At 71.2% G+C, this 14862-nt stretch carries 14 protein-coding genes; 9 read left to right on the plus strand and 5 right to left on the minus strand.

The window, feature by feature from the left end; all coding sequences use genetic code 11:
• Positions 1-40: 40 nt before the first annotated feature.
• From dnaG to ACFXBC_RS17875, 3 genes are all read right to left on the minus strand, one after another.
• Positions 41-1945 carry a DNA primase gene (gene dnaG, locus ACFXBC_RS17865; RefSeq protein WP_385024596.1) on the minus strand — a complete coding sequence of 635 codons (1905 nt, stop codon included), beginning with the start codon at positions 1943-1945 and terminating at the stop codon, positions 41-43.
• Between the two features lie 268 nt (positions 1946-2213).
• Positions 2214-3476 carry an NAD(P)/FAD-dependent oxidoreductase gene (locus ACFXBC_RS17870; protein ID WP_385024598.1) on the minus strand — a complete coding sequence of 421 codons (1263 nt, stop codon included), beginning with the start codon at positions 3474-3476 and terminating at the stop codon, positions 2214-2216.
• A 175-nt stretch (positions 3477-3651) separates the two neighbouring features.
• Positions 3652-4962: a deoxyguanosinetriphosphate triphosphohydrolase gene (locus tag ACFXBC_RS17875; protein WP_385024600.1), complete on the minus strand. Its 1311-nt coding sequence runs from the start codon at positions 4960-4962 to the stop codon at positions 3652-3654.
• A gap of 246 nt (positions 4963-5208) precedes the next feature.
• Between ACFXBC_RS17875 and ACFXBC_RS17880 the strand changes: the two genes are divergently transcribed.
• The gene (locus ACFXBC_RS17880) at positions 5209-5796 is read left to right on the plus strand and encodes a dihydrofolate reductase family protein (RefSeq protein WP_385024602.1); all 588 of its coding nucleotides are present in this window, start codon (positions 5209-5211) and stop codon (positions 5794-5796) included.
• Positions 5797-6051: 255 nt separating this feature from the next.
• Positions 6052-6660 carry a vancomycin high temperature exclusion protein gene (locus ACFXBC_RS17885; RefSeq protein WP_385024624.1) on the plus strand — a complete coding sequence of 203 codons (609 nt, stop codon included), beginning with the start codon at positions 6052-6054 and terminating at the stop codon, positions 6658-6660.
• Between the two features lie 48 nt (positions 6661-6708).
• Here the strand turns inward: ACFXBC_RS17885 and ACFXBC_RS17890 are convergent, their stop codons facing one another.
• Entirely contained in the window at positions 6709-7299 is a 591-nt protein-coding gene (locus ACFXBC_RS17890) for an NADPH-dependent FMN reductase (RefSeq protein ID WP_385024604.1), read from the minus strand.
• 117 nt (positions 7300-7416) lie between these two features.
• Here ACFXBC_RS17890 and ACFXBC_RS17895 point away from each other — a divergent pair, with 117 nt between their 5' ends.
• From ACFXBC_RS17895 to ACFXBC_RS17905, 3 genes are all read left to right on the plus strand, one after another.
• Entirely contained in the window at positions 7417-8187 is a 771-nt protein-coding gene (locus ACFXBC_RS17895) for an aminotransferase class IV (protein ID WP_385024606.1), read from the plus strand.
• A 91-nt stretch (positions 8188-8278) separates the two neighbouring features.
• Positions 8279-8656: a transporter substrate-binding domain-containing protein gene (locus ACFXBC_RS17900; protein ID WP_385024608.1), complete on the plus strand. Its 378-nt coding sequence runs from the start codon at positions 8279-8281 to the stop codon at positions 8654-8656.
• Positions 8617-9564: an oxidoreductase gene (locus ACFXBC_RS17905; RefSeq protein WP_385024610.1), complete on the plus strand. Its 948-nt coding sequence runs from the start codon at positions 8617-8619 to the stop codon at positions 9562-9564. Before ACFXBC_RS17900 ends, ACFXBC_RS17905 begins: the two co-directional genes overlap by 40 nt.
• Positions 9565-9749: 185 nt before the next feature.
• Here the strand turns inward: ACFXBC_RS17905 and ACFXBC_RS17910 are convergent, their stop codons facing one another.
• Entirely contained in the window at positions 9750-10154 is a 405-nt protein-coding gene (locus tag ACFXBC_RS17910; RefSeq protein ID WP_385024612.1) for a VOC family protein, read from the minus strand.
• A gap of 253 nt (positions 10155-10407) precedes the next feature.
• On the opposite strand from ACFXBC_RS17910, the gene ACFXBC_RS17915 reads away from it, so the two are divergent.
• The 4 genes from ACFXBC_RS17915 (at position 10408) to ACFXBC_RS17930 (ending at position 14706) form a co-directional block, all read left to right on the plus strand.
• Complete coding sequence (locus ACFXBC_RS17915) at positions 10408-11679, plus strand: ABC transporter substrate-binding protein (RefSeq protein WP_385024614.1); 1272 nt, start codon at positions 10408-10410, stop codon at positions 11677-11679.
• Positions 11680-11724: 45 nt separating this feature from the next.
• Positions 11725-12618, plus strand: coding sequence for a carbohydrate ABC transporter permease (locus ACFXBC_RS17920; protein WP_385024616.1), 894 nt, complete (start codon positions 11725-11727; stop codon positions 12616-12618).
• A gap of 1 nt (position 12619) precedes the next feature.
• Positions 12620-13609, plus strand: a complete 990-nt coding sequence (locus tag ACFXBC_RS17925) for a carbohydrate ABC transporter permease (protein ID WP_385024618.1) — start codon at positions 12620-12622, stop codon at positions 13607-13609.
• 179 nt (positions 13610-13788) lie between these two features.
• A complete protein-coding gene (locus ACFXBC_RS17930; RefSeq protein WP_385024620.1) occupies positions 13789-14706 on the plus strand; it encodes an alpha/beta fold hydrolase in 918 nt (305 codons plus the stop codon).
• Positions 14707-14862: the final 156 nt, after the last annotated feature.

Consider the following 14862-nt stretch of genomic DNA (forward strand, 5'->3'; position numbering starts at 1 on the left):
AACCGGCGACGCGGGCGCCGTTCGGCGGGCGCCCCTGTGCTCAGAGCGCGTCGGCGCCGTGGTTGCGCAGGGACTGGCCGTACTGCTGGAGGGTCCACAACTCGTTCTGGACCGCCGCGTACTGCTCCGCGTCGCCCTGGGCGGAGGCTCGGGCCAGGGCGCCCTGGACGTCGGCGATCCGCCGGTCGACCGCGCGCAGCCGGACGTGGACCAGTTGTTCGCCCGCGTACAGCTCGTCGACCGTACGCCGCATGATCGGCTCCACGGCCAGCTCGGTGACCACGGCCCGGACGGTGTCGTCGGGCGCCGCGGAGCGGACCCGGGTGAGGTACTCGAACGAGTCGGTGATGCCCGCTTCGGCGCCGCCCGCCTCCATGATCGTTTCGCGTACGGCGGCGTACGGCGCGGCGGTGAACTCGTCGGCCCCATAGGCGTCGAAGGCCGGGGAGACCAGCTCGGGGCGCTGGAGTGCCAGCTTCAGCAGCTCGCGTTCGGTGCGGTGGGCGGGGCTGCGGAGGTGGAGGGCGGGGCCGCTCGACGGGGGGCGCGGTGCCTCGGCCTGCTGCTGCGGGGGGCGGCCGCCGCGTGAGGGCGCGGGTGCGTTGCCCCGGCCGCGTGCCCACTGGGCGAGCTGGCTGATGCGCTTGACCACGAACTGCGTGTCGAGGATGCCGACCATGCCGGCCAGCTGCACGGCGACCTCGTGCTGCGAGGCGCTGTTCTTGATCCGGGCCACCACGGGCGCCGCCTCGTCGAGCGCGGTCGCCCGGCCCGCCGGGGTCTCCAGGTCGTAGCGCGAGATGATCTGGCGGAGCGCGAACTCGAAGAGCGGGGTGCGGGGTTCGACCAGGGTGCGCACCGACTCGTCGCCCTGGGCGAGCCGCAGGTCGCAGGGGTCCATCCCGTCGGGCGCGATGGCGATATAGGTCTCGGCGGCGAACTTCTGGTCGTCCTCGAAGGCACGCAGGGCGGCTTTCTGGCCGGCCGCGTCGCCGTCGAAGGTGAAGATCACGCGGGCGCTGCCGTTGTCCATGAGCAGCCGGCGGAGGATCTTGATGTGGTCGGTGCCGAAGGCCGTGCCGCAGGTGGCGACGGCGGTGGTCACACCGGCCAGATGGCAGGCCATGACGTCGGTGTACCCCTCGACGACGACGGCTCTGCTGGACTTGGCGATCTCCTTCTTGGCCAGGTCGATTCCGTAGAGGACCTGGGATTTCTTGTAGATCGACGTCTCAGGGGTGTTGAGGTACTTCGGTCCGTTGTCGTCGTCGCGGAGCTTGCGGGCACCGAAGCCGACGACCTCACCGCTGATGTCGCGGATCGGCCACATCAGCCTGCCGCGGAAGCGGTCGATGGGCTTGCCGCCTCGGGACTCCTGGGAGAGCCCGGAGGTGATGAGCTCCTTGTCCGAGAAGCCCTTGCCGCGCAGGTAGCGGGTGAGATGGTCCCAGCCGGCCGGGCTGTAGCCGACACCGAAATGGGTGGCGGCGGCCTGGTCGAATCCGCGCTCGGCGAGGAACTTGCGGCCGATCTCGGCCTCGGCGCCGTCGAGCTGCTCGACGTAGAACCGGGCGGCCTCCTTGTGCGCCTCGACCAGCCGGATGCGCTCGCCGCGCTGGCTGTTGGGGGTGTAGCCGCCCTCCTCGTACCGGAGGGTGATGCCCGCTGTGCCCGCGAGGCGCTCGACCGCCTCGGTGAAGGAGAGGTGGTCGATCTTCATCACGAAGGCGAGGGTGTCCCCGCCCTCCTGGCAGCCGAAGCAGTGGAAGAGGCCCTTGGCCGGGCTCACCTGGAAGGAGGGGGACTTCTCGTCGTGGAAGGGGCAGAGGCCCTTGAGATTGCCGCCGCCCGCGTTCCGCAACTGGAGGTACTCGGAAACGACGGCGTCGATCGGGACCGCGTCCCGGACCGCCTTCACGTCGTCATCGTTGATCCTGCCTGCCACGGGTGAAGTCTACGGTCCGGCTCGGACACTCCGTACGGGCACTGCCCGGCGGGCCGGGGAGGGCGCCCGGGCAGCGAGGGGGACGTCCCCGGCCCGCCGGGACACGGCACGTGCGCCCGGCCGTGGCACTGTCCGAGCCGGACCGGCCGCCTTCCGGCCGGACGGGACACCGCCCCGCCCGGACCCGGCACCGCCCCGCCGGGACACACACCGTCCCGCCCCGCCCCGGTCCCGCCCGCCGGTACCGCCCGCCGGTACCGCCCGCCGCTCAGACGCCCAGCGTGGCCAGGTCGACCGACGGGTCAGCGAGCGCCTCGGGGTCCAGCGTCGCGCCGGAGCGGATCAGCCGCTGGAGCTGTTCGGTGACGTCCCACACATTGACGTTCATCCCGGCCAGCAGCCGGCCGTCCTTCATCCAGAAGGCGATGAACTGCCGCTTGCCCGCATCGCCCCGGATGAGCACCTGGTCGTACGAGCCGGGCGGCGCCCACCCCGAGTACTCCAGGCCCAGGTCGTACTGGTCGGAGAAGAAGTACGGGATCCGGTCGTACGCCACGCCCTGGCCGAGCATCGCGCGGGCCGCCGCCGGGCCGCCGTTGAGGGCGTTCGCCCAGTGCTCGACGCGCAGCCGGGCGGCGAGCAGCGGGTGCCGGGCGGCGGCGACATCGCCCGCCGCGTAGATGTCCGGGTCGGAGGTGCGCAGCGAGGAGTCGACGGCGATACCGCCGCCGTCCGCCCGGTCGACCAGCTCCAGGCCCGCGGCCTCGGCGAGCGAGACGCGGGGGGCGGCGCCGATCGCGGCGAGCACGTCGTGGGCCGGGTGCTCCTCGCCGTCGTCGGTCTGGACGGCCAGGACCATGCCGTCCTGCCCGGTGATCTCGGTGAGGCGGGTGCCGAAGTGGAAGCGGACGCCGTGTTCGGCGTGGAGGTCGGTGAAGATCTGGCCGAGCTCCGGTCCGATGGCCGAGTGCAGCGGGGTCCGGTGTGCTTCCACGACGGTCACCTCCGCCCCGTAACCGCGCGCCGCCGCCGCGACCTCCAGGCCGATCCAGCCCGCTCCCGCGATCACCAGATGGCCGTTGTCCCGGCCGAGTGAGGCCAGGACGTTCCGCAGACGGTCGGCGTGGGCGAGCCTGCGCAGATGGTGCACACCGGCCAGTTCGGTGCCGGGGATCTCCAGGCGGCGCGGCTCCGCACCGGTCGCGAGGAGCAGTTTGTCGTAGTGGATGGCGGTGTCGTCGCCGAGGCGTACGACCTTGACTTCGCGGTCGATGGAGACGACGGTCTGGCCCAGGTGGAGTTCGATGTCGGCCTGCGCGTACCAGGCGGTGTCGTGGACGTAGACGCTGTCGCGTTCGTCCTTGCCCGAGAGGAACCCCTTGGAGAGGGGCGGGCGTTCGTAGGGGTGGTCGCGTTCGTCGCCGATGAGAATCACGCGGCCCGCGAACCCTTCGGTGCGGAGGGTCTCGGCGGCCTTCGCCCCCGCGAGCCCGCCGCCGATGATGACGAACGTCAGATGTGCGTCGACCACTTGATGCCTCCTTGTAGTGCTGGCGCCACTTGCGAGCGTCCCGCACGGAGTGTGATGGGGGGAAGAGGTGTGAGGTGTTGAGGCTCACGCACGGTCAGGAATGGCCGGTCATGATGGCATGCCCCGCGGGAACGACGCCCCCGCGGCGGGCCGTCGTACCGCAAGGCGGTCGTCCTCAGCGGCGGGCGGTCAGCCGCGCGTGCAGCGAGCGGGCCGAGGTGTCCGTGAGCGAGGCGATCTGGTCGACGATCACGCGTTTGCGCTCGCGTTCGCCTGGTGCCGCTTCGAAGAGGGCCCGGAACTGCGGGTCGAGCCCTTCCGGTGCGCGGGCGGTGAGCGCGTCGGCGAGTCCCGCGAGTACGAGGCGCTGGTCGACTCTGAGCCGCTCCTGTTCCTCGCGCTGCATGACATAGCGGTCGGCGACGGCCTTGAGGACGGCGCACTCCAGCCGTGCCCGGCGTGGGACGACCAGTTCCGCCGCGTATCTGGTGAGCGGCCCCGGACCGTACGACGCCCTGGTCGCGCTCTCGGCCGCCAGGCAGAACCGGCCGATGAGCTGGCTGGTGGCGTCCTTCAGCCGGGCCTGCGCGACGGCGGTCCCGTCGTAGCCGTGCGGCCACCACTCCTGGGCGAGCAGCCCGTCGAGCGCGTCGGTCAGCTCGGCGGGATCGGTGTCACCGGGGACGTAACGGCCGACGGCCACCGCCATGACGGCGTCGCGTTCCGGTCCTGAGGTGAGACAGCCGGGGTCGATGTGCCCGGCGTGCAGCCCGTCCTCGACGTCGTGCACGGAGTAGGCCACATCGTCCGACCAGTCCATGACCTGGGCCTCGAAGCACTTGCGGTCGGCCGGTGCGCCGAGCCTGGCCCAGGCGAAGACGGGCAGGTCGTCCTCGTACACGCCGAACTTCACCGAGCCGGGCTCGGTGGGGTGGCCGCCGCGCGGCCAGGGGTACTTGGTGGCCGCGTCCAGGGCGGCCCTGGTGAGGTTGAGGCCGACGCTGACCGGCTCTCCGGTGGCCGACGCCTGGACGAACCGCTTGGGTTCGATACGGGTGAGCAGCCGCAGCGACTGGGCGTTGCCCTCGAAGCCGCCGCAGTCCCGGGCGAAGTCGTTCAGCGCCAGTTCGCCGTTGTGGCCGAACGGCGGGTGGCCGAGGTCGTGGGCGAGGCAGGCGGCCTCGACGAGGTCGGGGTCGCAGCCGAGCGCCGCGCCGAGTTCCCGTCCGACCTGGGCGCACTCCAGGGAGTGCGTGAGGCGGGTGCGCGGGCTGGCGTCCCAGCTCTGGGACTCCGCCGTGCCCGCCCCGCGCGCCTGCGGGAGCGAGCCCGGTGTGACCACCTGGGTCTTGCCCGCGAGCCGGCGCAGCGCGGCGGAGTGCAGCACGCGTGCGCGATCGCGCTGGAAGGCGGTACGCCCCGGCCGCTTGTCCGGCTCGGTGTCCCAGCGTTCGCAGTCGGTCGGGGTGTACGCGGTGCCTTCCATGCTCCGACAGTACTGAGTCCGGGGCCACGGACGCGGCCGGGCCCGCCAGGCGGCGGGTTCGGCCGGTGGCGGGCCCCGCGCTGCCGCACCTCCGGCCGCGGGCGGTGGCCGGGCGGCGGACCGGACTGCCGGGCCGCGCTGCCGGGCCGGGCGGCTGCGGGCGGTGCCTCCGGGTCGCCGGACCGTCCGCGCCGTAGGAATGTGGAACGTGGAACGGGAGACGGCTGAGCAGAGCGGAGAGGGCCGATGGCCAAGGTGACCGCCAACATGTCCATGTCGCTGGACGGATTCGTCTCCCACCCGTCCGACGGGATCGACCAGCTGTTCCAGTGGTACGACGGCGGGGACGTCACGGTGCGGACCGCCGACCCGGACATGACCTTCCATGTGTCGCAGGCCAGCGCCCAGCGGCTGAACCGCGCGCTGGAGGAGATCGGCGTGCTCGTCTACGGACGGCGTACGTTCGAGGACGCGGGCGGCTGGATCGGCGGGCATCCCCTGGGCCGGCCGGTGATCGTCGTCAGCCACAGCATCCCGGACGGCTGGCCCCGCGCCGACACCCCGCTGACCTTCGTCACCGACGGCGTCGAGAGCGCCATCGCGCAGGCCAGGGCGACGGCGGGCGGGAAGAAGGTCACTATCGGCAGCGCCGATCTCACCCAGCAGTGCATCAACGCCGGACTCCTCGACGAGCTGGAGATCGATCTGGTGCCCCTGCTGCTCGGCTCGGGTGTGCGCTTCCTGGACCGGCTGAGGGACACACCGCGCGCACTGGAGGGCCCCACGGTGATCGAGGGGGACGGCGTCACGCACCTGACGTACACACTGCGGTGACCCGGCTTCCGCGCCGGGCGGTGGCGCTACTGTGCGGTGGCTTCCCGGCGAACCGGATTCGCCCCTCCGCGCGTCCGAGCTTCCGACACGTCCGGCGTCGGAAGGGCCCTCATGCACAGACCCACGCTGCTCATGCCGCCCCGCGTACGACGGCTGCGGCAGCACCTGGCGAAGCTGCGGCCACGCGGGCCGCGGCTGCCCCGGCCGGCGCTGCCGAGGACGAGGCGCGGCCGGCGCCGGGCCGTGCAGGCCGTCATGCTCGGCTGTGTGCTGGCGCTCGCCCCGGCTGCCTGGATGTTCACCGCTGCGGGCGACCGGATACGGACGGCGGCCGACGTCCCTACGGCCGATGTCGCCGTGGTGTTCGGTGCGGGTCTCCGGCAGGGCCGGCCGTCCCCGTACCTCGCGCACCGGCTCGACGCAGCCGCCGGACTGTACCGGGCGGGCACCGTGAAGGTGGTGCTCGTCACCGGTGACAACAGCAGGACGGAGTACGACGAGCCGGACGCGATGCGGGCCTATCTCGTACGGCACGGGGTGCCGGGCGGGAAGGTGGTCAGCGATTACGCCGGCTTCGACACCTGGGATTCCTGTGTACGGGCCAGGAAGGTGTTCGGCGTCCACCGGGCCGTCCTGGTCAGCCAGGGTTTCCACATCCGCAGGGCTCTCGCGCTCTGCCGGTCGGCCGGTATCGATGCGTACGGCGTCGGTGTGTCCGACGCGCATGACGTGACCTGGTACTACGGCGGCGCGCGCGAGATCCTGGCGGCCGGGAAGGCAGCCCTGGACGCCGCGTTCAAGCCCGACCCGCACTTCCTCGGCCCCCGGGAGAACGGGGTCGCGCGGGCGCTGGACGGCCACTGACGCCCGCGCTTCCACACCGCCCCGGAGGCCCGCCCGGCCGGCTCCCTCTCAGCTCCCGTACGGGCGGGCCGCCTTCGCCTCCCGCAGCGCCAGGCCCCACCAGACGAGCTGGTCGAGCATGACCTTGGCCGCCGCGTCGGGGGCCTCGGGGTCCTTGTGGGCGCCGTCCTCGTCGAAGTGGCCGTGCGCGTTGTGGAAGCTCACCGTGTCCCGGACGGTGACCGCGTGCAGCTCGGCGAAGACCTGCCGCAGCTGCTCGACCGCGCGCAGCCCGCCGGAGATCCCGCCGTACGAGACGAACCCGACCGGCTTGGCCTGCCACTGGCCGTAGTGCCAGTCGATGAGGTTCTTGAGGGAGGCGGGGAAGGAGTGGTTGTACTCGGGGGTCAGGACCACGAAGGCATCGGCCGCGTCCAGCTGTGGGCTGACCCGGCCCAGCGCCTCGCGCACCACGGGCTGCGGGTCGTGGGAGAGCGAGGTGGGCAGGTCGACATCGGCGAGGTCGGTCACCCCGACCGCGAGATCCTCCCGGAGCCGGGCGCGGGAGAGGAACCAGTCGGCGATGGTGGGGCCGAAACGGCCGTTGCGGTTGCTGGCGACGATGACGTTCAGCTTCAGGGGGCTGGTGTTGATGTCCATGGCGAGAGCGTCATACATCAACCATGGTTGAGGTCAAGCGCCCGTGTATCCGGCCGCTCCGGGTGCCCGTACCCGTACCGCCCGTGCCCGTACCGCCCGTATCCGTACCGTTGGTCCATGCACATCGAGATGGACGGCCGGCCCGTCACCGATACCTCCCTCAGCACACCCGCCTTCCTCAACTACGGTCATTTCACGGCCATGCAGGTCAGCGACTGCCGGGTGCGCGGCCTCGCACTGCATCTCGCCAGGCTGGACTCGGCGACCCGTGAGCTGTTCGGCGCCGGGCTGGACGGCGGGCACGTCTGCCGGCTGCTCCGGCGGGCACTGGACGGCGCGGGCGTACGGGACGCGTCGGCGCGGGTGTACGTGCACTGGCCCGACGGGGACGGGGCCGCCACCGTGACGGTCGTCGTCCGGCCGCCCGCCGACCCGTCGAGTGCGCCGCAGAGCCTGATGTCCGTCCCGTACCAGCGGCCGGTCCCGCACATCAAGCACGTCGGCAGCTTCGCGCAGATCCACTACGGCAGGGCCGCGGCCCGCGCGGGCTTCGACAGTGCCCTGCTGACCGGTCCCGGCGGCGTGGTCTCGGAAGGCGCGGTCACCAACATCGCTTTCTGGGACGGCACTTCGGTGGTCTGGCCGGATGCGCCCGCACTGACCGGGACCACCATGGCGCTGATCGAACCGCGGCTGCCATCGGTGCGCCGCCGGGTGACCCTGGACGGACTGGGCGCCTACCGGGCGGCCTTCGTGACCAACTCGCGGGGCATCGATCCCGTGAACCGGATCGACACCACGGAGTACGCGGTGGACGGAGAGCTGATGCGGCGGGTGGCGGATGCTTACGAGTCCGCCCCCTGGGACGAGATCCCGGCGCGGCCGTAGGGCCCTTCGCCGGATGAGGCCCGGCCCGGCCGCAACCGGGTCCGCCGGGCGGCCGGCCCGGCGCCCCGCGAGGTGTCCTACACTCCGGCGCATGACCATCGCGACCGCTGCCATCGCCCGGGATCTGGCGCCCACCGGCGCGCTGCGTGCCGCCATCAATCTGGGCAATCCGGTCCTGGCCCAGGGCTCACCGAGCGCTCCGTCCGGGATCACGGTCGACATCGCGCGGGAGATCGCGACCCGGCTGGAGGTGCCGGTGGAGCTGCTGTGCTTTGACGCGGCACGCACGTCGTACGAGGCGATGGCGGCGGGCCGGTCCGACCTCTGTTTTCTCGCCGTGGAGCCCGCCCGGGAGGCCGAGGTCGCCTTCACCGCCCCGTACGCGGACGCGCGGCTGCCCGGCCGCCGCCACGGTCGTACGCTGGAGCCATGGCCAAAGGCTGGAACGCGGGCGACATCCCCGACCTGAGCGGGCGCACGGCGGTGGTCACCGGGGCCAACAGCGGCATCGGACTGGTGACCGCACGTGAGCTGGCCCGACAGGGCGCGCGGGTCATTCTGGCCTGCCGCAGCGAGCCGCGCGGCAGAGAGGCAGAGGCCACGATCCGGGCCGAAGTGCCGGACGCTCAGGCCGATTTCGTACAGCTCGATCTCGCGGACCTGACGTCCGTGCGGCAGTTCGCGTCGGCGGTCCAGGGCGAGCGCCTCGATCTGCTCATCAACAACGCGGGCGTCATGGCGCTGCCGTACGGGACGACAGCCGACGGGTTCGAGACACAGTTCGGCGTGAACCACCTCGGGCACTTCGCCCTCACCGGGCTGCTCGTCCCGAAGCTCCTGGCCACTCCGGGCGCCCGGGTGGTGAGCGTGTCCAGCGGGCTCCACATGCTCGCCAATATCGACATCAACGACCTCAACAGCGAGCGGGGTTACCGGCGTTGGATCGCCTATGGCCGCTCCAAGACGGCGAATCTGCTCTTCGTCCATGAGCTGACTCGGCGCCTCGCCACCGCCGGCTCCGGCCTCGTCGCCGCCGCTGCGCACCCTGGTTACGCGAGCACGAACCTCCAGACGGCGGGGGTGCGCATGGAGGGCCGCACCGGGGCCGAGCGGGTGGTGGAGCTGGGCAACCGCGTGTTCGCCCAGTCGGCCGAGGCAGGCGCGCTGCCCACGCTCTACGCGGCCACCGCACCCTGCGTACTGCCCGACTCCTTCACCGGGCCCAGGTTCCTGGGCTGGCGCGGGACCCCCGGGCCGTCCCGCCGGGCGAAGTGGGCGACGAATGATGTGGCGGGCGAGCGGCTCTGGACGGCGTCCGAGCAGCTCACCGGGGTGACGTACGAGGGCCTGGACACCGTGGACGCGCCCGGCCGCTGACCGGACGGGGTGACCGGGGGGGGACAGGCGCTCCCCTGCGGCGCCCGTCCCCCCGCGGCCTGCGTCACCCGCCCGTGTCATCCGCCCGTGTCACCCCGGACGGCGGCGGGCTCACGTCAGCCCCGCGCCCGTCAGCCCGGCATCGTAAACGGCACCGGCCCCACCCCGTATCGCGGCGGCCCCCGTCACCCCTGGACAGCGGCCGGGTCCATCCACATGACCTCCCAGATGTGGCCGTCCGGGTCCTGGAAGGAGCGGCCGTACATAGGCCCCTGATCCTGCGGCTCGTTCGCGGGCGAGCCGCCGGAGGCCAGCGCGGTGTCGGCCAGCCGGTCGACGTCCTCTCTGCTCTCCGCGCTGAGACAGACCAGCACCTCGGTGGTGCTGGTCGCGTCGGCGATCTCCTTCCGGGTGAACTGCTTGAAGAACGGCTCCGTGAGCAGCATCGCGCAGATCGAGTCGCTGATCACCACACAGGCCGCGTTCTCGTCGGTGAACTGCGGGTTGATCCTGTATCCGAGCGCGGTGAAGAAGGACTTGGAGACTTCGAGCTCCTTGACCGGCAGGTTGACGAAGATCATCTGGGGCATTGCGGGCTCTTCTCTCAGGTCGGACCGGTGGCCGCGGTGGCGTGCCCTTCGGAGAGGTAGACGACAGACCGCACCGAAACTCATCGGCGGCGGGAAAGGACGTCCGCCGAAAGTCCAGCGGTACGGAGAGACGCCCCCCGGGGGGGCAAGGACCGACATACCCCGGCAACACCCCTGTCGTAATCCCGCACCATGGTTGATCGTTAGGGGCGTGCAACGATGACCGACGCCGACGCAGCCAGGGGGACGCACCATGACCATCAGCCGCAGGCGACTGCTCACCAGCGGAGGCAGCCTCGCACTGACCGGGGCGCTCGCCGCCGCGTGCGGGTCCAACACCGGCCGGGACGACGGCGCTTCGGGCGGCAGCGGGCCCACGCTCCAGCAGTGGTACCACCAGTACGGTGAGGCCGGGACCGAGCAGGCCGTGCGGCGGTACGCGGACGCCTATCGCAAGGCGACCGTCAAGATCCAGTGGCGGCCGGGCAATTACGACCAGCAGACTGCCGCCGCCCTGCTCTCCTCGTCGGGCCCGGACGTCTTCGAGGTCAACGGGCCCACCCTGGACCAGATCCAGGGCGGCCAGGTCACCGATCTGACCGGCCTCTTCGACGGAGTGAAGGACGACTTCAACCAGGCGGTACTCGCGCCGAAGACCTACGGCGGCAAGATCTGGGGCATCCCGCAGACCATCGACACCCAGCTCCTCTACTACCGCAAGAGCCTCCTGAAGGACGCGAACGTCCAGCCGCCCCGGACACTCGACGAACTCGTGGACGCGGCAAAGGCGTTGACCGGCAAGAAGGTCAAGGGCCTCTTCCTCGGCAATGACGGAGGCGCGGGTGTGCTCGGCGGGACCCCGCTCTACTCGGCCGGGCTCAGCCTCGTCACCGAGGACGGGAAGACCGGCTTCGACGATCCGGCTGCGGCCCGCACGCTGGCCAGGTTCCACCGGCTGTACGCCGACAAGTCGCTACTGCTCGGCGCCCCGGCGGACTGGTCGGACCCTTCGGCGCTCGTCCAGGGACTCACCGCCATGCAGTGGTGCGGTCTGTGGGCGCTCCCGGCGGTCAAGAAGGCGCTGGGCGACGACTTCGGCGTCCTGCCCTTCCCCGAGGACGGCCCGGACGGGAAGCCCTCGGTCCCGGTCGGGGCGTACAGCTCGGCGGTCAGCGCGCGCAGCAAGCACCGCGCCGAGGCCAAGGCGTTCGCCAAGTGGCTCTGGATCGACCGGACGGCCTACCAGGAGGACTTCGCGCTCTCCTACGGGTTCCACATCCCGGCCCGGATCTCGCTGGCGAAGAAGGCGGCGAAGTTGCGGGAGGGCGCTGCGGCGGACGCGGTGCGGTACGCGACCGACAGCGGCTGGGCCCAGCCGCTGCTGTGGACACCCGCCTGCCAGGTCGCGTACCAGGACGCCCTCAACCGGATCATCAAGGACGGCGCGAATCCGGAGACCGAGGTCAGGGCGGTCGTCCGCAAGACCGACGCCGAGCTCCGGCGGGTACAGAAGAAGAAGTCATGAGGGAGCGGTGGGGAAGGTGGGGGCGGTGAGGGAGGTGAGGGAGCCGTGAGACACCGCACGCTCTGGTTCTGGGTCTTCGTCGGCCCCTTCGCGGCCGGCCTCGCGCTCTTCACGTACGTACCGCTGCTGTGGAGTCTCTACCTCAGCTTCTTCGACGCCCACAACACGGTCTCGCCGACGCACTTCGTGGGGCTCGGCAACTACACCTCGATGCTGAGCGACGGCGCGTTCACCTCCAGCCTGTGGACGTTCGCGGTCTTCTCGCTGTTCATCGTGCCTGCGACGTACGTGCTCTCGCTCGCGCTGGCCCTGATGGTGAACCGGATGCGGTTCGCGCAGTCCTTCTTCCGGTCGGTGTTCTTCCTCCCGGCGGCCTGCTCCTATGTGGTGGCCTCGATGATCTGGAAGCTCTCGGTCTTCAACGGGGTCAGGTTCGGGCTGGCGAACACCGTGCTCGGCTGGTTCGGCCAGGACCAGACGGCGTGGCTCTCGACGACCCATCCGCCCTGGTACTGGCTGGTCATCGTGACCCTGCGGCTCTGGCTCCAGGCAGGCTTCTACATGGTGCTGTTCCTCGCCGGACTCCAGCGGATCGCGCCCCAGCTGTACGAGGCGGCAGCCGTCGACGGGGCGCGGCCGGGCTGGCAGGTCTTCCGGCACATCACGTTCCCGCAGCTGCGGGCGACCTCGGTGGCGGTGGTGCTGCTGCTCGTGATCAACGCGTTCCAGGCGTTCGACGAGTTCTACAACCTGCTGAGCGACGCCCGGGGCTATCCGCCGTACGCGCGCCCACCGCTCGTGTACCTCTACTACACGGCGCTCGGGCAGGGGCAGAACCTCGGGCTCGGCAGTGCGGGTGCGGTCATCCTCGCGCTGATCATCGCGGTGGTGACGATCGTCCAGGCCCGCTGGTTCGGGCTCGGCAGGACGGAGGACTGACATGCCCGGCAGCTCCGGCACACTCCGCGACCCCGGCACGCCGCGCGGCTCCGGCACGCCTCGCGACTCCGGCACGTCCCGCCGCTCCGGCTCGCCTCGCAGCTCAGGACCGCCCCGCAGCTCCGGCACGCCGCGCGGCTCCGGGACGGCCCGACGTGACGACGCCCTGGTACGGGCGGGACGCGCGCTGCGGACCGTCCTGCTGATCGCGCTGGCTGCGCTCTTCCTCATCCCGTTCTATCTGCTGCTGCGCAACGGGCTCTCCACCGAGCAGGAGATCACCTCACCCGCGTGGACGTTCTTCCCTTCCCACCTCCAGTGGTCGAACCTCCGCGAACTGTTCGACGACCCGGCGGTCCCGATGGCCCGCTCGCTGCTGAACTCGGCGCTGATCGCGGTGGCGACGACCCTCGGCACGGTCCTGCTGGCCTCACTGGCCGGCTACGGCCTGGCCCGCATCCCGTACCGCCACGCGAACAAGGTCTTCTACGCGATCCTGGGCACCCTGATGGTCCCGGCGGCTGTGACCTTCGTACCGAGCTTCGTACTGGTCTCCACGCTGGGCTGGATCTCCACGCTGCGCGGCCTGATCATCCCGACCCTGTTCTCTGCGTTCGCCTGCTTCATCTTCCGCCAGTACTTCCTCGGCTTCCCCCAGGAACTGGAGGACGCGGCCAAGGTCGACGGCCTGGGCTACTGGCGTACGTACTGGCGCATCGTGGTCCCCAACTCGGCCCCGGTCTTCGCGGCGGTCGGCACGATCGTCTTCATCGGCGCGTGGAACGCCTTCCTCTGGCCGCTGGTGATCGGCCAGGACAAGAACGCGTGGACGGTACAGGTGGCGCTCTCGACCTTCACCACGGGCCAAGTGGTCAACCTCCACGAGCTGTTCATCGCGGCGGCGGTGTCGATCCTGCCGCTGCTGCTGGTCTTCCTGCTGCTGCAACGGCACATCGTGGCGGGGGTGGAGCGGTCGGGGATCGACGACTGAGGGGGCTGGCACCACCAACGATACGGAGTTCAGGTACACCCGCACTCACCCGGCAGCTCCATCGTCCCCCGCCCCCGGGCCGACAAGACTGAAGGCGTTCAAAGGCATCCACCGGAACCCGCCGAAAGCCGGCACCAAGCCGCTCGGCGACCGGTACTTCCCCCTTCAGGAGCCCGCTCATGAGTGCACGCGCCACCACACCACGTCGCCGTACCGCAGTCTTCGCGACGGTGGCTCTGGCCACGGTCGCGGCCGTGTCCCTCGCGGCGTACGGGAACTCCACCGCCTCCGCTGCGTCCGTACCGTCCCGGTCAGGCCGCCCGTCGGCCACCGCCACTGCTTCTTCGCTCCACATGATCGCGAACAACGGCCACAAGCTGGCCTTCCATGTCACACCGGGCCACCTCCCGGCCATCGTGCTGGACGCGGGCGGCGGCCTGGACTCGTCGCAGTGGAAGAGGATCGCGCCTGTCCTGGCCAGGAAAACCGGGTCCGAGATCATCACGTACGACCGTGCCGGAATCGGGAAGAGCGACGAGGTCGTCGGCGCCTGGAACGCGCAGAACGCCGCTTCCGACCTGGAGGCCGGCCTCACCGAGCTGGGCGCCACCCATGACGTGGTTCTCGTCTCGCACTCCCAGGCGGGCGAGGTCGCCACGTACTTCGCGAAGAAGCACCCGAAGTGGGTTTCCGGCGCCGTCCTGGTCGACGCCGGCCTGCCGAATTTCTACACGGACAGCGAGACGGCGAAAATCGAGGCCGCGAACCAGGCGCAGGTGGCACAACTCGACGGCACCCTCTCGACGAAGCCGATCCGCCAACTCCTCGCCACGGCGAGCAACTACGGCCCGACGCACCACGCCTACCACCGGATCTCCTGGCCGCAGAGTGTCCCGGCGACGGTGATCGCGTCGTCGAAGACGCCCTTCGACACCCCCGAGGACGCACAGCTATGGCGTAAAGCACAGACGCAGTTCGCCGACGCCGCACCCAACCGAAGCCTTGTCGTCGCGAAGGGGAGCTCACACGACATTCCGGCCGACCGCCCGGATGTGGTCGTCAAGTCGGTCGAGGCCATGGCGAAGGCCCACGGCTGACGCGCCGCTGCGCCCCGCCGGCCGGTCAGACACGGCCTCTGAAAACCCCATGCCAGGAGGGACGGCATCCCCCCACGGGGGGCGGGCCGCCCGGGTGTGGACCGGGGGCCCCGCGCGGGGGGGGGGGTGGGGGGGGGGTACCCACGGCGCGGGCGG

Source organism: Streptomyces sp. NPDC059398, assembly GCF_042751845.1.
Lineage (GTDB): Bacteria > Actinomycetota > Actinomycetes > Streptomycetales > Streptomycetaceae > Streptomyces.